Raw genomic sequence first — 18,428 nt, 5'->3', positions numbered from 1 at the left:
ATATTGTTCACTATTTTATTGTCCTCATTATGTTTGCAGCTTTAATCAGCTCTTCAATCGCTGACAGTTCTTTCTCTCTAAATAGCTCAACAATCTTACTTCCGACTATGACTCCATCACAATAACGATTCATTTCCTTTACATGCAAAGGGGTTGAAATGCCAAACCCAGCAAATACTGGCAAGGAGCTAACACTTTTTACCCTTTGCAAATGCTCCCCGACCTGCTTATCAAACCTATTTCTTGCGCCGGTAATCCCCTTTACCGTTACCGCATAAATAAATCCTTTTCCCTTCGATGAGATCTCCTTAATACGTTCAAGCGGACTCGTTAATGTCACAAGCCTAATGATTTCAACACCGTATTTTTCTGCTAAAGGAGCCACCAGCCCTTCTTCCTCAACTGGTAAATCAGGTAATATCAGTCCATCAACTCCTGCATGATAGCTATCTTCAATAAATTTCTCAATCCCGTAAGCAATGATGGGGTTCATGTATGTCATTATAATTAGGGGGACATGAACAATTGGACGAACCCCTGCCATTGTTTGAATGACCGCCTTTAGTGTCGTGCCTTCTTGCAGTGCCCTTATCCCAGCCGCTTGAATTACGGGTCCGTCAGCAACAGGATCTGAAAAAGGGATGCCGATTTCTATAGCTGTTGCCCCTGCTTTCTCCAAGAAGGTTATTTGTTTTGGCAATGCATCTAATCCTTCATCACCCGCCATTATATATGGAATAAACGCTTTTTCATTATTTTCTTTTATCCTTCGCATCACCTTTTCAATTCGATTCATTATACTCCCCCTCCCATTTTAGCTCTAACAGTATCCATATCTTTATCTCCTCTACCTGATAAGCAAACCACTAGCCCTTCATCGGCATTCAGTTTCTTCGCAAGCTTAAGCGCATAGGCAACAGCGTGAGCACTTTCTAAAGCTGGAATGATTCCTTCTAATTGGCTAAGAAGCTTTAAAGCCTCCAATGCCTCTTTATCCGAAATGGATTCATATTGGACACGGCCAATATCTTTTAAATAACTATGTTCTGGTCCTACCCCTGGATAATCAAGCCCAGCTGAAATCGAGTGGGCTTCCTGAATTTGTCCATTCGCATCTTGCAGCAAATACATGAATGCCCCATGGAGGATGCCTGGACTGCCTTTCGTCAATGATGCCGCATGTTTGTTCGTTTCTAGCCCGAATCCTGCTGCTTCTATTCCATACATTCGCACACTTTCATCATTAATAAATGGATAAAACATTCCCATTGCATTGCTTCCACCCCCAATGCAAGCGACTACTGCATTAGGCAGTCTTCCTTCCTTTTCCACATACTGCTGTCTCGTTTCCATCCCAATTACACTTTGAAAATCACGGACAATCATTGGGAATGGATGAGGTCCCATAACTGATCCAAGAATATAATGGGTGTCCTCTACATTCGCAACCCAGTATCGCAGTGCTTCATTAACAGCATCCTTTAAGGTTGCACTTCCTGTATCAACACTGATCACCTTTGCACCAAGTAGCTCCATTCGGAATACATTTAACTGCTGCCTTTTAATGTCCTCTGCCCCCATAAAAATAATGCAATCAAGATCCAATAACGCGCATGCGGTTGCTGTTGCAACCCCGTGCTGACCAGCACCCGTTTCAGCGACCACTTTTTTCTTTCCCATCCTCGAAGCTAAAAGCGCCTGACCTAAAGAATTATTAATTTTATGTGCGCCTGTATGATTTAAATCTTCACGCTTTAAATAAATTTTCGCACCATTTGCAAATGTCGTTAGTCGTTCCGCAAAATATAAGGGCGTTTCACGTCCAACATATTCTTTCAAAAGCGTATTTAATTCATCGTTAAATTGTTCATCTTCAATTGCTTTCTTATACTCATCCTCCAGTTCTACAATCGCTTGGATTAATGTTTCAGGAACAAATTTGCCTCCATACATTCCATAGTGCCCGCGTTCATCTGGCAATTTGTATGTTTCCATTTCTCTTCCTCCCCTTTACTTCATCTATAAACCTTTTAATTTTCTCTTTATCCTTCTTCCCATCTAATTCAACCCCGCTGCTGACATCAACCATATAAGGTTGAACGATTTGAATGGCTTCTATCACATTACCAGGTGTTAGACCTCCCGCCAAAATGACTTTTTTTCTTTTCACTTTTTGCCCAGCTGCTACTCCCCAATCAAAAGAGGTGCCATTCCCGCCTCGGTATTTGCCTTTAGGACTATCAAGCAATAGATACTCACATTCGTATTCATCGGCTTTTAATATATCCTTTGCTGATCCAATACTTATTGCTTTTATGACTGGAGTTAAAAAGCCGGCACAATCATCCGGTGACTCATCCCCATGAAGCTGGATCGCATTAATTTCAGTTTCCTCTAAAATTCTCTCGATCGTTTCCTTTTGCTCATTCACAAATACACCTATTTTTAAAAAATTTTTAGGAAGTACCTTAATAATTTCTTTCGCACGATCAATGGTGATTCTTCTTTTACTTTCAGCAAACACGAAACCAAGAGCATCCGCACCATATTCAACTGCCGCTATTGCTGTATCAAGATCTGTAATACCGCATATCTTTATCTTCATTTTACAGTCCCTCCTATATGAGGATGTTTCATTCCTTTAAATATCTCTTCTAGGTTATCTGCTTCCATAAACGTCTCACCAACAAGAACACCATTTGCTCCTGCAGCTATCACCCGCTGCACATCCACCGGGGATTTGATCCCGCTCTCACTAATTAGAAAAGCTCCCTCTTTTCTAATGATAGGACCTAGCGTTTCAGTTACAGATAAATCGACGGTAAAGGATTTTAAATCTCGGTTATTTACCCCAATCAACTTTGCACCAGACGATAGTGCCATTTCCATTTCTGCTTCATTATGAACCTCCATTAATACCTCGAGCCCATGTTCCATTGCAAAATGAGAGAGCTCTATCAATCTTGATTCATCTAATGCAGCCGCTATTAATAAAATTAAATCCGCTCCAACCATTTTCGCCTTCATCATTTGTACTTCATCGATAATGAAATCCTTGCATAGGATCGGTACATCCACTGCCCCTCTACCTGCAGCCAAATCTGCAAAGCTGCCTTTAAAGAAAGGAGTATCCGTTAAAATAGAAATGGCATCTGCACCAAAATGAACATAATCAAGTACTTGAGCTTGTAGATTCATATTTACATTTATATCCCCTTTGGATGGGGAAGCCCGTTTGAACTCAGCAATGATTGCAAGATCATCCGTTGTTTGCAGATGTTTAATAAATGACCTTTTTTTACGTTGGACTGGCAGCCGAACCTCATTCATTTCCTCTTTTAATTTCACAATCTGCTTTCTTTTTTCTGCCAATATTGCATCAAGAATAGTAGACATTTATATCACCTGTTTTTGATTCTTTTGACTTTCTGTAATAAGCTGCTGCAATTTATTAAGGGCAGTCCCGGAATCAATGCTTTCTTTTGCTAGCTCAATTCCTTTATGAATTGACTTTGCCTTCCCAGCGGTGAATATACCAATGCCTGCATTAAGAAGAACGGTTTCTCTATACGGTCCTTTTTTGCCTTTTAACACTCTCAGAAGAATATCCGCATTTTCCTTTGCATCTCCTCCTCTGACTGAATCATTTGAATAGATAGATAGACCGAATTCTTCAGGGTGTAATACTTTTTCCGTGATCAATCCATTTTCCAGAATGGCTAAAAAATTCTCGCCCTGAAGAGAAGCTTCATCCATATATCCGGCCCCATTAATGACAATCGCCCGTTTTCTGCCTAGCTTTTTTAATACCTCTGCGAATAGAACAACTATGTCACGCCTGTAAATACCAAGTAGCTGTGTTTCTAATTCAACTGGGTTTGTCAGTGGGCCAATTAAATTAAAAATGGTTGGTATTCGCAGATCTTTTCGAACCTTCATGATCTTTTTTAATTGGGGATGAACATGAGGAGCGTATAAAAAGGCAATCCCCACCTTTTCCAACGTTTCTTCTGTCACCTCTGGAGTTGAGGCTAAATCGATGCCAAGTTGCTCTAAAACATCTGCACTCCCTGTCTTACTTGAAATGCTCCTGTTTCCATGTTTAGCTACAGGTATTCCTGCACCAGCAATGACAAATGCGGATGTTGTACTAATATTAAAGCTCTTTACTCCATCGCCACCTGTCCCGCAATTATCCATAATATCCGGAATTCTCTTGTCAAACTTCAGCGATCTTTCTCTTAATGCTGCTGCAATCCCAGCAATTTCTTCTGCCGTTTCTCCCTTCATTTTCAATCCGATTAAAAAGGCAGCTATTTCACTATCGGTTATCTCCTTTGAAAAGAGACTTTCTGAGGCACGATTGATTTCGTCTGAGGATAATGACTTCCCTTCAGATAGCTGCTGTAGAATGTGCTTCATTCTTCTTCTCCCTCCCAATATGATTTAAGAAGTTTTCGATTATTTTTTTCCCTAGCACTGTTCCAATTGATTCCGGATGAAATTGCAATCCAAATAAGGGATATTGTTCGTGTTGGATCGCCATAATCTCATTGTCTTCCAATGATCTAGCAAGCACCTTAAAGCTTCCAGGCAAAGAGCCTGAAATAATTACTAATGAATGGTAACGCATGACATCAATTGGCTGTGGCATGTATTGAAATAAACTTGAGCCATTATGTTTGAGCTTTGATATTTTTCCATGCTTGATCACCTTAGCACGATCAATAGTGGCTCCAAAGGCAAATCCTATCGCTTGATGCCCAAGGCAAATGCCTAGAATAGGCACAGTTTGAAAAAATATTTGTATGATTTCTAGACAGATCCCTGCATGTTCCGGTCTTCCAGGTCCTGGCGAAAGGACAATTGCATCAGGAGTTAAACCAACAATGTCATCTATTGTAATTTTGTCATTTCTAACAACAAGTACATCCTCACCTAATTCCCCTAAATACTGATATAGGTTATACGTAAACGAATCGTAATTATCAATCAGCAGTATCATCTTGATCCTCCAAAAATGCTCTTAATTTATGAAGTGTTTCCTCGTACTCCTTTTCTGGGATGGAATCATGGACAATTCCCGCACCCGCCTGAATATAGGCTTTGCCCTCCTTAATAACCATTGTGCGGATGGCTAGAGCAAAATCCAAACTACCATTCCAGGAAACATAACCGACCGCACCTGCATATAGACCTCGTTTCACTTCTTCCAGCTCATTGATAATTTCCATAGCTCTTATTTTGGGTGCGCCAGAGACAGTCCCCGCTGGCAAACATGAAATCAATGCATCCATTGTCGAGAAAGAGTTAGTTAATTTGCCGCTTACTTCAGAAACGAGATGTATGACATGCTTGAATCTTTCAACCTTCATGTTTTTCTCTATCTGGATCGAGCCAAATTCACAAACACGTCCAAGATCATTTCTCCCTAGATCCAAAAGCATGCGATGTTCAGCAAGCTCCTTCTCATCCGTAAGCAAATCAAACTCTAATTTTAGATCCTCCTTTTCCGTTTTTCCCCTTGGTCTCGTCCCCGCGATTGGATTTGCAGTCATCTTGCCGTTTTTCACTTTAATTAAGCTCTCAGGTGACGCCCCGGCTATCTGATAGGAACCAAAATCCAGATAATACATATATGGAGATGGATTTTGCACCCTCAGCTTCCGATAAAAGGAGAAAGGATCGCCTTTTATTGTTGCTTGAAGCCGCTGAGAAAGAACCACTTGAAAAATATCACCGCTTTCAATGTACTCCTTTGCTATTTTTACCTTTTGAATAAATTCCTCTTTTTTCATAAAAGGTGAAAAGGCTGATATACATACGCGATTCCTATCTTCACAAACCGTTCCATACATAATTTCTTTTCTTCTCTTCTCAAGCCGAAGTTTGAGCTTTGATTTATCGGTATCATTTGATAGCGAAGTGGCAGCAAAAAATACCTTTTGTTCATAATGATCAAATATGATTACATCTTCAAAAAGCAGAAGATGCACATCTGGAATACCTAATTCATCAATCGGGGTAAGTCCAATCTGTTCATATTGCGCAATCGCATCATACCCAACATAGCCTACCGCTCCGCCGAAAAAAGGGAATCTTTCCTGCTGTACGATTTTTTTCTCCGGCATCATCGATTTCAAGACTTCTAATGGTTTATCTTGTATCCATTCCGCCTCTTTAGCTGAGATAACCATTGTTTGATTACCAAACCCCTTTAACTCCATAACTGGGTCAGCGCCGATGAAAGAGTATCTCCCAGAATTCTCATGCTTTAAAGAGCTTTCCAACAGAAACTTTTTCTTACCGCTTAACCTTTGATAAATCAAAATAGGTGTGAACAAATCTCCTTCTATTTCCGTTAATAAAAATGGCTCTGCCGCTTCCAAAATATTTCCCTCCTGCCCTATTTAAAAATAAAAAAGTCCCCTATACACACAAAAAATTTGTGCGTATAGAGGACGATTTAAGCTGATTCGTGGTGCCACCTCAAGTTCGGAGCATAAAAGATGCTCCCTCAATCAGGTACGGATTGAAAATGGCATTTAAAAAAACATTTCCATCGATACCCTATCCCATTAACGGTGGAATTCCGTGCTCCCCTACTGCCATTCAAGAAGCCTCTCGTAAGTCCATTCCGATTGCTCTCCTCGTGCCGGCTCACACCTCTCCCGGCTCTCTGAAACGATTCGAATCAATGTACTACTCTTACTCATCGATTTCATTATTAAGTTTTGTAAACACAAAAAGGGCTTCCCGTCACTAAAGGACGAGAAACCCGTGGTACCACCTTCATTAGCTAAAAATTCAGCTCACTTAACAAGCATCTAAAAAAAATATTTAAATGCCTGTCTCCTGTAACGATGAGACTTTTCGCCAAAGCCTACTTGCTTTCACCAGCTTTCAGTTTGGGGCTCTGAAGTCCATTCACACATACATCCACACTGATTCACACCAGCCATCAGCTCTCTTAAGTATCCGTATTTGCTACTCTTCTTCGTCATTGCCTTCCGATATATTGTTTTTTATAATATTTGAAAATGAATGAAGTGTCAAGAGGACTTTCGTAATTATTTTAATTTTCTAACATCCTCAAAAATTTCTCTCTCCATACTTCCGCGAGCTCCTTTATTTCCAGAAATTCTTCAATCGCCTCACGGTTTTTTCGATCATGGAACATTAACTGATTGCCTTTAAGCACTGAAAATTTCTCCTGTTTACGATCGATTAAAGTGAGCTTAGAATTTTTTGTTATAGTCCCTTCTTGCAGAACACGAAAGAAATAACCCGTATAGCCCGTTTCGACGATTCTCCTTAGCAGTGAATCCACACGATTATGCTTTGAAATCGTGGAACACGGAATCCGTCCTTGAGAAACCTGAATGATCGCATCGCCCAATGTAAAAGTATCCCCAATATAAACATTCTCTTCCAGCATATTTTCTACACTTATATTTTCTCCAAAAGCTGGATTGCACAATGTCTGGTTAAACTCCTGTTCCCATTGCCAATAATGTTCATATGGATATAGACAAACTGCTCTTTCGGGTCCCCCATGAAATTCACGATTAGCAACATAATCTCCTATAAAACCATTTTTCGTCAACAGAACTTCTTCTATTCCTTTTTTTGCTATTGCCGAATTTTCCGTCTTCCTCTTCCAAACATGTAAATTCGGTCTGCCAATATTTAGTGAAAGTAATTTCTGCTCCATTTAATCACCTCTGTTTTTTTACATTTTATCCTTTTATTACCTTTAAAGCTAAACAGTTTTTTCCATTCGTAATTTTACCAAAAAATGTATCTTTTACTTTTATGAAAGTAATCCATATTAATAGTAGGTTGATTATGTTCAAGGAAGGAATAGCAAATGGAGCATGTTGAAAAGTTGCAGAGCAACGGTAAGGATTCGAATAATGGGAAAAACGGTGGCGATGTTCCCATTAAAAAATGGGCAATCCTTGCTCTTGCATCAATCCCGCTTGTAATGACGCTTGGCAACTCAATGCTTATCCCTGTTTTGCCAGCAATGGAGAAGCAATTAAACATTTCATCATTTCAAGCAAGCATGATTTTAACCGTGTATTCAATCGTAGCCATCATCCTAATACCGGTTGCTGGAATCATTTCAGACCATATTGGGAGGAAAAAAGTGATTATCCCTAGTCTGTTGATAGCTGGTATTGGCGGACTTATTTCTGGCTGGGCTGCTTGGAAAATGAATGATGCTTATTGGCTTATCTTAATTGGGCGGGCGATACAGGGAATTGGGGCTGCAGGGGCAGCACCTATTGTCATGCCTTTAGTAGGAGACATATTTAAAAATGAAGATGAGATGAGTACATCTCTTGGAATTATTGAAACAGCTAATACATTTGGAAAAGTATTAAGTCCAATACTCGGTTCATTATTAGCAGGATTTATTTGGTTTTTACCTTTTTTTTCATTTCCCGTTTTTTGTTTAATATCGATTTTACTTATGATCTTTCTTGTGAAAACTGCAAATATGGAGTTCGAGCCAGTCCCTTTTAAACAATTTTTTGCCAACATTAAAGAAACCTTTAAGAATAACGGAAGATGGTTATATGCTATTTTTATTATTGGCGCTATCTTGATGTTTGTTCTTTTTGGTGTATTGTTTTATTTATCAGATATTCTAGAGAAAACGTATGATATAAAAAATGTGAAAAAAGGCTTTTTCCTGGCCATCCCGCTTGGAGCTCTATGTACAGCTTCTTTTATAACCGGGAAAGTAATCAAGGAAAATAAAGTATTAATGAAATGGCTTATTTTTGGCGGGTCCGTTCTTACCGCCATTTCAATTGCTATCCTCAGTTTTTCAGATAGTTTATGGTTTATGATCATCTTATTCCTATTTGGCGGTATCGGGATTGGTGTTGGTCTTCCATGCCTGGATACTTTGATTACAGAAGGAATAGAAAGACAGGAACGAGGAACGATTACATCTATTTATAGCTCAATGAGATTTGTCGGAGTTGCTGCTGGTCCTCCTGCAATCGCAGTCCTGATGAAGCATGCTGAAAAATCATTGTTTTATATACTAAGCATCCTCGCCCTTGTAGCGGCGATAGCCACCTTTAAAGCTATTAAGCCAGATGAAAAATAACCGCAATAGGTATATTGCGGTCTTTTCGTCCTTTTTCATTCCTTTAATCTTGGCTTTGTCGGGTCACATTTAGGTGCTTCTATTTGTGTTGTTTCGGCTAGCTTCGTTAAATAATAGCATTCTTCTCTATACATGTGATCAGCCATTAAAGGAGCAAATGTTCCTAATGCTTCTTTACTAAGCTCAAGCTCCTCAATTTCATGAAGAAAATTCATATATAATTTCATTTCTGCTGCAATGTCATTATTAAATCTATCTAACGCCGGGAAAGAGGTCACCCCCGTACGCAAAAATCCAGCCATTTCCACTGCTTTTAAATAAAAGGCTTCAAAATCCTTTGTGTACCCATCACTTACACTTTTAATTTTCTTTTCAATCCGATCCATATTATCTGAAATTGCCCCTGAATGACCAGCCGCATCCAATAACCAAATTAAATGATGATGTAATTCATGAAATACTGGAGGCACTTCCCCTTTTTTCAAATACTTTAATAGTAATACATATTCATCCAGTTCATTTACCATATGATTAATAAAGGTTGGACCAAGGTGAATGGTCACTTTTCCAACAAGATGCCGTTCAATAATAGTCAATTTGTACTCTCTTAGTTTTAAAGATTCCTCCTCAGCCCTTACACTCAACTCAATTAAATGATCTACTTCAACCCTGCCTAATAGCTGATCAAACGTTTGGATAAAATAGTTTGCCGCATCAATTAGCTCAGTTTCCTGTGGTGCTAAAGAATCATGCAAAAAACGAGCATGATCACCAAGCACCTGCAGCCAAAACCGGTGCTCAAATTTAGCGGTCTTTTCAAAGCTTACAGCCAACTTCCACTCCCCCTTTTTACATTCACTCATAACAGCTTATCGTTTGTATATGTCTTTTATGACATGAATCCAGATATAAAAACGCTGCCTCTTGACAAAAAAATACCGGCATCACAAATGGATGCCGGGGACTCTTATTTAAAAATTATAGGCAGATAGCTTTTCATTAAGAACATCTGTTTCATAGCCATGTGATTGTAAGTACTTTAAAAGAGATGGCAAATACTCTGCCGTTGATTTGCGATCGTGGAGGAGAATAACAATCGGGCTGCTCTTATATCGGTAATTCTCCATTTGTTGAATAACCTGACCGACGAATTCACCGTTATGATATTTCCAATCGTTGCTGTCAATTGTCCAATCCCATAATTGGAAACCTGCCGCTTGAACCGCCTCTTTATATGAAGGCTTCATATATGGAGCAGACCCATAAGGTGTACGGATTAAATGCGTTAATGCCCCTGTTAAGTTCAATAATGTTGCTTGCCCTTGTTTCATTTCATCAACAACTGTTTGCTCCGAACGATAAATTTTCGATACGTCATGGGTTACCCCATGTAATGCTGGGACATGTCCTTCATTAATGATTTGATTGAGTTCATCAGGATACTTTTTCATATTTGGTTCGAGCATAAAGAATGTTGCCTTCATCCCGTGTGAATTTAGTGATTCTAAAATACTAGTCGTATAGGCTGATGGTCCATCGTCAAAAGTTAGATAAACCTTTTGAAGGTTTACATCCTGATGATCTTGCACCTGTGTTACACCTTGGTTGTCGGCTTTCTCTGAACCTACCTGATTATTATTCTCATCTTTTTCAGCCTCAGTATCTTCTTCTTTTTTCACCTCTTTGTCCGGAACCTTATCATCAGGAGTTGCTTGATCTTGCTTACTTACTGCCTCTTTTTTCTTTAGATGTACTGAGCGGAAATAATGATAAATGGAGCCGTTCATTTCATCAACTTGATTAAAATTCCTCTGAGACATAAAAGAATACATCATATTAATTGGTTGCTTGAAATTAGATACAGCTAATGCTTCATTATTGCTTCCTGGTTGTAAAATCATTGCTACTAAAGCGATACATACTAAAGCCGAAATGATTACTTTTTCCTTTGTCTTAATTAATTTTCTACTTCTTCCTGCCCTTGTTCTTCTCACGAGAATTCACCTTTCCATTTCTTGTTAATCTTAGAAGCAATCATAAACAATAAAGAACTCTTTACTGTCAACCAGGTTGTATAACAAAAGTACGAGTAAATTATCACTCCTTTTCATTTTCTGGATGTTTTGTATAATCATTGCTTTTGTGTAGTTATAAAATAGACGTTAGAGATGTAAAAAAAGTTGTCATATTTCTGTTTTATTTTACAAAACTATTAAATTTTCGCTATAAATCTACTCTCTTAACTCTACATAATATTTACAGTGTTTTCAATTCCTTATGGAAAAATGGAGTGATTATTTTCACATATTTTTTGTATTCATCAAATGGAATAGAATATTAAGTAGCGAGGATGCTAGAGGAATAATTGCATAAGAGACGATAATTGTGTAAAAATTAAGAAATATCCATAAAATTATTGCTAATTCATTGCTAATATGCTAGAATCACATTTAACGATATATAGTATATATATTTCACTTCATATACTATATGTCGTTTGATTTCACTAATTCAACTCGATCCATAGTCTCTTTTTCTTTTCCGCTTCTTTATGGAAGCGGACTTTTTTAATTTACCTGGAAGTTACCTCCAATAAATTGTTTTATTCGTATCTAGGAAAAAAATCATTCTGCCCCCAAAATTATTGACAATATGCGTCTTAAAAAAGAATTGTTACCACCATGACTAATTGGGTTTTCCAATTCGACAATTTTTGAGAATACCTCCAGCTTTCAAAATAATTTCCCCAAAAATTATAGCTTCTTTTCTTCTTATTTCTCAGATAAGATAATGCAAAATAAGCTTGAGGATTTATCCCCAAGCATTATACTAGGCTAAAGCAATTGTAAATTTTACATTAATCTATCATCGGTTCATTTAAAAATACTAATTTCTTTTGCCTTCACACCTAATCTATCTGCCATTTTTCTAAATATCGAACGGTTATCTGGCTTCAAAGCGATACCTGAATTTTTCGCAATCGTTTCTACAACTTCTACAATAGACATAGCATCCGTTTGGATATGTTCTTTGAATAAGCCATTCGATAAACTGCTCAACCGTTTATCCATCTGCTGAATAGCCCAAGAATTTTTTCCCTCTAGTCTCTTCCTTAGACGTTTTTGTATTGTAGATTTTGAAGCTGTTAATGTAAAATGTTTCACTAGTACATTATTTTCTCTGAGCCTTCCGATAATCTCTAAGAAATATAATTCATTTGTAAGTGTCATTGGTACGATAATGACTCCTTTAAATTCATCAGATAGTTGTTTTAATAATGTATAGTTTGCTTCACGCCATAATGGATAGTCCTGAAAATCATCTTTTGCTAAATCCTTCGGTACATTCCTCATAAATACATATCCAAATCTCTCTGGATCATACACAAAAGAATTTTCAACTCTCCTATGCAGTTCATAAGCAGCTGTCGTTTTTCCCGAACCAAAAGTGCCATTTATCCAAATAATCATAAAACCATCCTTTAGTTTCACTATTAACCGACTGAAAATAGGTATATTCAATTTGAATTTATTATATGAATTCACAAAAAATCCTTACCTTTAACCTCTATACTCGATCTTCTAAAGCAATTCCTACTCAGCGTCCATCCATAAAGTACCGCCAATATCAAGCACACGCAACTGTTCCTTGTTCAATTTGAGGTGTTCCCACTCTTTATACAAACGATCAAGTGCTTCTGGGCCTGTATCATCAGCTAAACGATATGCACCATAATGCATCGGGATAAAGGTGGAGGCGTTTAATTCTCTGAATGCTTTAGCCGCATCTTCTGGGTTGATATGTGAGGTTTTCATGAACCACTCAGGTTCGTACGCTCCGATTGGCATTAACACATAATTAATAGAATGAAATCGTTTTGCTATTTCCTTAAAACCGCGAAAATAACCGGTATCACCAACAAAATAGATCGTTTTGCCAGAGGATGCTTCTTCTATTATCCATCCTCCCCAATGAGAAGAGTTTGTATCAAATAAGCTACGCCGTGTCCAATGCTGGGCCGGAACAAAAGTTATTTTAAGATTTTGATTAGCAAATGAATCCCACCAATTTGCCTCAACTGTTTTGTGATAACCTCTTTTGACAAAAAGTCCTCTTAATCCATGTGGAACATAATAGGTTGGATTCCCTTTTAAACGGCGAATCGAACCAAAATCCAAATGATCATAATGACCATGTGAAATAACAACCATATCAATTTCCGGCAATTCCTCTATTGCAATTCCTGGATTTGTTAGCCGCTTATCTGTGCCCTGCCATTTCGCCCAGACGGGATCCGTTAATATGTTTAGCCCATCTAACTGGATAAGAAAAGTAGAATGACCTATCCAAGTTATACTTGCCTTGTCACGATTAAGTTGAAGCGCCTCTATTTCTTTGTTTTCAGCCTGTGGAATCTGGATCGTTAAATTCTTAACTTTCGCTCGACGTTCCTTTCGCCACTGGGACAATGCCTTAAATGAATGATTATTCTCTACACGATCCAAATTTTCATATCGTTTTCTCACAATCATTTCCTCACCAACAAAAATTTTTCATATTCCTTATCATAGCAAAAAATTGGTAGATATCCTATTCCTTGCTTTAATAAAGAAATACACATAAGAGAGCTCCTGCTTTCTTCAACTTCATCGAGAATTCTTATTGGTATTTATTTCACTTTTTTGTACAAAATAGTAACAAACATTTTTACAGGAGTGAATAATTATGATAAAGCTGCAGTCTGAAATAGAAGGAAAAAGAGCTTATTTTGGCATTGTAAAAGATTTATTTGACTTAAACGGATGCAGTTTCTGCAGTAATTTTGACTACCACCAGGGGAAATTTGACGCGGTTCTATGGCGTGAGGGTGGTGAAACTATTTATTTAAGAGTTCCGATTAATGTTCTGGAGGGAGCATTAGATCATTCGAGTGCCTATATTGAATTTGGTACACCTTATGTAATTAAACATGTAGTAAATATTGGTTTGGATTATGATGAACACTCCTTATTGACAGGTACAACAGGGCTAACTCAATTTCAGGAGCCTCTTGATAAAGATGGGTACATAAGAGATAAGAGTAGATGGGAATTGGCAGGAGAAGAGAAAATTAACCGGATTTTAAATTCGATTGATACACTCTTAAGCTCATAACAAGTTTGCAGACAAGTGTTTAGCTCCCAAAGGATATTTACAATACAAATAATTCCAATATCTTAATTAAGACAATCAATAAGATTAAAAGTCGAGTTCGTAAGCACTCGACTTTTTAAAATATATTGTATTATTCTTTTTTATCGTCGTCCGTTATTAATGAACGATCGCTTAGATCTGATAAATCTGTTTCTTCTGCAAACTCCGTCCCGTAATTGACTTTTCCGTATCCCTGACGATTTGTTGTTGTGACAGTATCTTTCTCTTCCCACTCTTTAAACAGAAGAGACAGACAGACGATTCCACTTAGTCCAACAAGACTATAGATAATTCTTGAAAAAGCAGCGTCTTGTCCACCAAATATAGCAGCAACCAAATCAAAATTAAAAAATCCAATTAGACCCCAATTGAGCGCACCAATAATGGTAAGCGCTAAAGCAATACGTTGTAAAGTCCTCATTTACATGACATCTCCTTTTCATAGCACGATAATGAAAGATTATTTTTGATAAATTGGATCTAAGCATCGTCTAAGATACATTACTATCCTTTGTATTAATAACAAGTTTCATACAAATAAGTTTTGTCATTATTAACTACTAAATAAACAGCTTTATTGAACTGAAAATGTCGAGTACCAATGGTACTCGACATTTCTTAACGACGATGTTCAACTAGGTCAATAACACCTAATACTACGTGTGCTAAGCCAAAACCAAAAACTGTATTGGCAATCATTTTATTTGAACGACGCTGTTGCTTCATTGCGTATCCCGCTGCTGTGACAGCTGATCCTAATGCAGTAGGTATTAACCCTTCACGTATTTTCATTGTTATTTCCCTCCACATCGCAGGTAGTGGTGTGTATCACCACTCTTATTTTCACCTTCGAAAGGGGAATTATACTGTCTTAAACAGTTAGAGGATTTGGGAACTTACTCTTTACTCAAATTTGTCTGCATGAAACGATGTAAAAGGACAGCGGGAAGGGGTTGAGAGATCATCGCTAAGAAAATATTGTTTCCATTCAAAATTCCCTTTGCTTCCATATAGATTTAAATCTGGATGAATCTCTATAGTATCATAATTAACAATTCTTTCTCGTATCTTTTCTCTCATCTTTTTTGCTGATTCAATCGCTGAATTGAATTCTACCAACACCCAACGTGGAGTAATGGCAAAAATAAAGTAAGGAAAATGCCTGGTTTTCCTTTTCTTATGAGAGGGTGTAGCACAATACATAAAGTATTGCTCTCCTCCAAAGCAGTATTCCCAAACATGATGTTCTGGATCTCGCGGGATATGAGGTGGCCATTCTCTTTCGTCTAATTTACTTATTTCACTTAATAGAGACCAAAATAGCAGACGATAGTCTGCTAATGAATATTTTCTAATTAAATCTTCTGGTGTATGGAATATAGCAATTAATGATGTATAGTGACCAAAACTTTTCGAATTTTGACCAAAGGTTTTAAGTAATTCAGCTAGTTCAGCTGACGTTTCTTTTAGCCTCGGATCACCTAAAAAACCATATCTAAAGTGATTTAATTTAAAACCAATAGTAGCAGGGATACATGGAAAAGGACCATTGGTATCGGACATTTTTTCTTTAAAATGTTTAAATGCCTCATATTGCCATTGTTGATCTAATAAATAGGGAACACTTTCAATTTGTTTTCCTTCTAATAGTTGCATTTGAACTATCCCCTCCTCCCCTCATCATATTAATTGAGGATGCTAAGAGTGTTTCATTTTAAGGGGAAATTAACGTCCCTGATACTTAGTACATATAGTAGCAAGGGGTGATACAATGTCTTCTGCAGGAGTTTTTTTGCAAGAAATGTTTGTACTGTACGGTATTGGGATTCTGGGGTTTATTGTAAGGAAAAAAGGAGTTTTAAATGAACACGCCAATGATGTGCTGACACATTTGATTTTATCTATCACATTACCTGCCCTCATTTTATTCTCATTAGATATTTCATTTTCCGTCGATATTGTAAAAGATTTTCTTTGGCTCATTTCTATGTCTATGTATATCCTTGTCCTTTCTTGCTTTTTAGCAAAGTGGATGAAAAAACGGGCGAGGCTTGAAAAGAAACAAAAAAATGTATATGAGGGCTTGATTATTTTTGGGAATCAAGGGTTTATTGGCTATGCTGTTAGTTTCATTCTTTTTGAAGAGCAAGGAATTATTTATTTAACTATCTTTAATTTATGTTATTTAATACTCATATGGACGTACGGAATATTCCTATTTAGTAATAGTACAATCAACTGGAAACAAATTTTTTTGAATCCTGGAATTCTTTCTACATTCGTCGGACTTATTCTTTTTCTGCTTCCAGTCAATTTGCCTGTAATGGTTTCTAGTGGATTAGAAAGCGTGGGCAAAATGACAATTCCTCTTTCCATGATGCTGATTGGCAGCCTGGTCGCCAATGTAAATTATAAAGATCTTTTTCTATCGATCAAAAATAGATACTTATGGAAAATGGCAATAGCTAGACTGTTATTCATTCCCTTTTTATTACTCCCGTTTGCTTTTATATCTTTTCCGTTTTCATTGCTGATTACTGCCATTCTCGTATCTGGAATGCCTGCTGCCCCAACGATCACACTGTTCTCACAGAAATATGGTGCAGACACTTTATTTGCTTCGTTAGGTGTATTAATCACTACTTTGCTATGTATCGTCACCATCCCATTGCTATATTTGATTCTAAACATTATTTATGTTCATTTTTAATGCATATTGACTTTGTAAAAATTTATTTAGTGTTTGTATCACATGGTGTACCTACATTTTAGTTACACATCCTTTTATCAAGGCAGATTTTTGATCAAGTGAAGTATTCAAGTTTTGCATTCGGAAAGAACTTTTTCATATATTCAAAAAGATGACTTTTCAAATCCTCTTCTTCCTCTTTTTGATAAATATATTTACCAATCCCGTATTTTCCCCATTTGTATCGTCGCTTCTCTTCATCTAACTCTAATTTTGTCATTGGATAGTTCTTTTCAATGACTCTTTTTGCTGGTTTTGTAAAACGATGCTGAATGAACTCAAAGGTTAAATCTTCTTTCCCTTCTGGAGGCAGTTCCTTTTCTAATCGTTCAAACATATGATAGTAACCTTCCTCCCAGCCTTCATGCAGGTAAATGGGGGCGACGATAAAGCCAAGGGGATATCCCGCTCTTGCAACTTTCCCTGCCGCCTCTATTCTTTTTTCTAAAGGAGAAGTCCCCGGCTCAAAGTTCTTAATGACGTAATCTGCATTTACACTAAAGCGAAACCTTGTCCTTCCATTATGTTTCGCATCAAGCAGATGATCGACATGATGAAACTTTGTGACAAATCGCAGCTTTCCAAGTTCAGATTTTCCAAAGTGCTCAATTGCCCTTTTCAAGGAATGGGTTAAGTGGTCTATCCCTACAATGTCAGATGTACAGGACGCTTCAAATCTTGTCAGCTCTGGTGCCCGCTCTTCCATATATTTATCGGCGGCTTCTAGAATTTCATCCACATTTACGTAAGTTCGAATATATGGTTTACTCCCCATCGTTGTTTGTAAATAGCAATAGTGGCAATGTCCCATACACCCTGTTGCAAATGGAATGGCATATTCGGCTGATGGCTTTGACGTATCAAACTTTAATGTTTTTCGAATACCAACAACGAGCGTTGACTTTGCCAACCGGTATCTTTGTAAATCATTATCACCAGGGAGATTCCTTACTTGGTTGTGAGAAGTAGTATACCGAATTTCCACATCCATCTTTTTAAATTTTTCCAGTAGTTCTTTTCCTAATGGATAATCTAAGCTTTGTGGCTCAAAATATACAAGTCTAGGTGTAAACGGTTTATTCATTCTAACACCCCTTCAGACAAATCTCCGTAATAATAATTATAAGCAGCATTTGCCTCTTCTTCAGTGGAATAAACAGCCATTTCATTTGATAAAGGATAATAGGTCTCATATAAAAACAAAGCCAACTCGTTAGGTTTATCAGGATTATTCACTACAGCTGCCGCTTGAATATTTGCCACATCCTGTGTATGCGGATTTCGGTAGAAAACATAAACAACATCGCCTGCTTGAAAATTATTCATTATCTCACCTCATTAATTGGGACAAGGTTCCTA

20 protein-coding genes and 2 other annotated features are annotated in these 18,428 nt (G+C 37.5%); of the genes, 3 read left to right on the top strand and 17 right to left on the bottom strand.

The annotated features are described in order from the left end of the window. Window positions 1-10: 10 nt before the first annotated feature. From trpA to FI644_RS19710, 8 genes are all read right to left on the bottom strand, one after another. Window positions 11-796 (bottom strand): tryptophan synthase subunit alpha, encoded by a 786-nt coding sequence (gene trpA, locus FI644_RS19745; RefSeq protein WP_053476528.1) that lies wholly within the window; start codon window positions 794-796, stop codon window positions 11-13. Then, on the bottom strand, window positions 796-1,995 hold the full coding sequence (gene trpB, locus FI644_RS19740) for a tryptophan synthase subunit beta (protein WP_053476529.1): 1,200 nt from the start codon (window positions 1,993-1,995) through the stop codon (window positions 796-798). The genes trpA and trpB overlap by 1 nt, the downstream gene beginning before the upstream one ends. Then, window positions 1,970-2,605: a phosphoribosylanthranilate isomerase gene (locus FI644_RS19735; protein ID WP_053476530.1), complete on the bottom strand. Its 636-nt coding sequence runs from the start codon at window positions 2,603-2,605 to the stop codon at window positions 1,970-1,972. Before FI644_RS19735 ends, trpB begins: the two co-directional genes overlap by 26 nt. Beyond that, a complete protein-coding gene (gene trpC / locus FI644_RS19730; RefSeq protein ID WP_053476531.1) occupies window positions 2,602-3,396 on the bottom strand; it encodes an indole-3-glycerol phosphate synthase TrpC in 795 nt (264 codons plus the stop codon). Before trpC ends, FI644_RS19735 begins: the two co-directional genes overlap by 4 nt. Then, the gene (gene trpD, locus FI644_RS19725; protein WP_053476532.1) at window positions 3,397-4,422 is read right to left on the bottom strand and encodes an anthranilate phosphoribosyltransferase; all 1,026 of its coding nucleotides are present in this window, start codon (window positions 4,420-4,422) and stop codon (window positions 3,397-3,399) included. Beyond that, the gene (locus FI644_RS19720; RefSeq protein ID WP_142108744.1) at window positions 4,394-5,005 is read right to left on the bottom strand and encodes an anthranilate synthase component II; all 612 of its coding nucleotides are present in this window, start codon (window positions 5,003-5,005) and stop codon (window positions 4,394-4,396) included. The genes trpD and FI644_RS19720 overlap by 29 nt, the downstream gene beginning before the upstream one ends. Then, window positions 4,989-6,389 carry an anthranilate synthase component I gene (gene trpE / locus FI644_RS19715; protein ID WP_082446617.1) on the bottom strand — a complete coding sequence of 467 codons (1,401 nt, stop codon included), beginning with the start codon at window positions 6,387-6,389 and terminating at the stop codon, window positions 4,989-4,991. The genes FI644_RS19720 and trpE overlap by 17 nt, the downstream gene beginning before the upstream one ends. A gap of 65 nt (window positions 6,390-6,454) precedes the next feature. Beyond that, window positions 6,455-6,725, bottom strand: a binding site (T-box leader). A 37-nt stretch (window positions 6,726-6,762) separates the two neighbouring features. Beyond that, window positions 6,763-7,013: a binding site (T-box leader), on the bottom strand. A 62-nt stretch (window positions 7,014-7,075) separates the two neighbouring features. Continuing rightward, a complete protein-coding gene (locus FI644_RS19710; protein ID WP_053476535.1) occupies window positions 7,076-7,714 on the bottom strand; it encodes an MOSC domain-containing protein in 639 nt (212 codons plus the stop codon). A gap of 156 nt (window positions 7,715-7,870) precedes the next feature. Here FI644_RS19710 and bcbE point away from each other — a divergent pair, with 156 nt between their 5' ends. After that, the gene (bcbE, locus tag FI644_RS19705) at window positions 7,871-9,127 is read left to right on the top strand and encodes a bacillibactin exporter BcbE (RefSeq protein ID WP_053476536.1); all 1,257 of its coding nucleotides are present in this window, start codon (window positions 7,871-7,873) and stop codon (window positions 9,125-9,127) included. A 35-nt stretch (window positions 9,128-9,162) separates the two neighbouring features. Here bcbE and FI644_RS19700 read toward each other — a convergent pair whose 3' ends face one another. From FI644_RS19700 to FI644_RS19685, 4 genes are all read right to left on the bottom strand, one after another. Then, window positions 9,163-9,990: a DUF2935 domain-containing protein gene (locus FI644_RS19700; RefSeq protein ID WP_053476537.1), complete on the bottom strand. Its 828-nt coding sequence runs from the start codon at window positions 9,988-9,990 to the stop codon at window positions 9,163-9,165. Window positions 9,991-10,098: 108 nt separating this feature from the next. Next, window positions 10,099-11,121 carry a polysaccharide deacetylase family protein gene (locus FI644_RS19695; RefSeq protein ID WP_082620679.1) on the bottom strand — a complete coding sequence of 341 codons (1,023 nt, stop codon included), beginning with the start codon at window positions 11,119-11,121 and terminating at the stop codon, window positions 10,099-10,101. Between the two features lie 879 nt (window positions 11,122-12,000). Beyond that, window positions 12,001-12,597 (bottom strand): AAA family ATPase, encoded by a 597-nt coding sequence (locus tag FI644_RS19690; protein WP_142108743.1) that lies wholly within the window; start codon window positions 12,595-12,597, stop codon window positions 12,001-12,003. Window positions 12,598-12,720: 123 nt separating this feature from the next. Further along, a complete protein-coding gene (locus tag FI644_RS19685; protein ID WP_053477563.1) occupies window positions 12,721-13,653 on the bottom strand; it encodes an MBL fold metallo-hydrolase in 933 nt (310 codons plus the stop codon). Window positions 13,654-13,852: 199 nt separating this feature from the next. Between FI644_RS19685 and FI644_RS19680 the strand changes: the two genes are divergently transcribed. Continuing rightward, window positions 13,853-14,281 carry a YugN family protein gene (locus FI644_RS19680; RefSeq protein WP_053476539.1) on the top strand — a complete coding sequence of 143 codons (429 nt, stop codon included), beginning with the start codon at window positions 13,853-13,855 and terminating at the stop codon, window positions 14,279-14,281. Window positions 14,282-14,411: 130 nt separating this feature from the next. Here the strand turns inward: FI644_RS19680 and FI644_RS19675 are convergent, their stop codons facing one another. The 3 genes from FI644_RS19675 to FI644_RS19665 form a co-directional block, all read right to left on the bottom strand. After that, window positions 14,412-14,741, bottom strand: coding sequence for a DUF378 domain-containing protein (locus FI644_RS19675; RefSeq protein WP_053476540.1), 330 nt, complete (start codon window positions 14,739-14,741; stop codon window positions 14,412-14,414). 197 nt (window positions 14,742-14,938) lie between these two features. After that, window positions 14,939-15,112, bottom strand: coding sequence for a hypothetical protein (locus FI644_RS19670; RefSeq protein ID WP_053476541.1), 174 nt, complete (start codon window positions 15,110-15,112; stop codon window positions 14,939-14,941). 111 nt (window positions 15,113-15,223) lie between these two features. After that, on the bottom strand, window positions 15,224-15,976 hold the full coding sequence (locus FI644_RS19665) for a YqcI/YcgG family protein (RefSeq protein WP_053476542.1): 753 nt from the start codon (window positions 15,974-15,976) through the stop codon (window positions 15,224-15,226). Window positions 15,977-16,091: 115 nt separating this feature from the next. Here FI644_RS19665 and FI644_RS19660 point away from each other — a divergent pair, with 115 nt between their 5' ends. After that, window positions 16,092-17,030, top strand: coding sequence for an AEC family transporter (locus FI644_RS19660; RefSeq protein ID WP_056685218.1), 939 nt, complete (start codon window positions 16,092-16,094; stop codon window positions 17,028-17,030). Window positions 17,031-17,124: 94 nt separating this feature from the next. On the opposite strand, the gene splB is transcribed toward FI644_RS19660, so the two are convergent. Further along, window positions 17,125-18,153 (bottom strand): spore photoproduct lyase, encoded by a 1,029-nt coding sequence (splB, locus tag FI644_RS19655; protein ID WP_056685221.1) that lies wholly within the window; start codon window positions 18,151-18,153, stop codon window positions 17,125-17,127. Further along, window positions 18,150-18,395, bottom strand: coding sequence for a transcriptional regulator SplA domain-containing protein (locus tag FI644_RS19650; RefSeq protein WP_053476545.1), 246 nt, complete (start codon window positions 18,393-18,395; stop codon window positions 18,150-18,152). Before FI644_RS19650 ends, splB begins: the two co-directional genes overlap by 4 nt. Window positions 18,396-18,428: the final 33 nt, after the last annotated feature.

It is taken from the genome of Cytobacillus solani (assembly GCF_006704205.1).
Taxonomy (GTDB): Bacteria; Bacillota; Bacilli; order Bacillales; family Cytobacillaceae; genus Cytobacillus; species Cytobacillus solani.
This window is presented reverse-complemented; position numbering and strand designations above follow the sequence as displayed.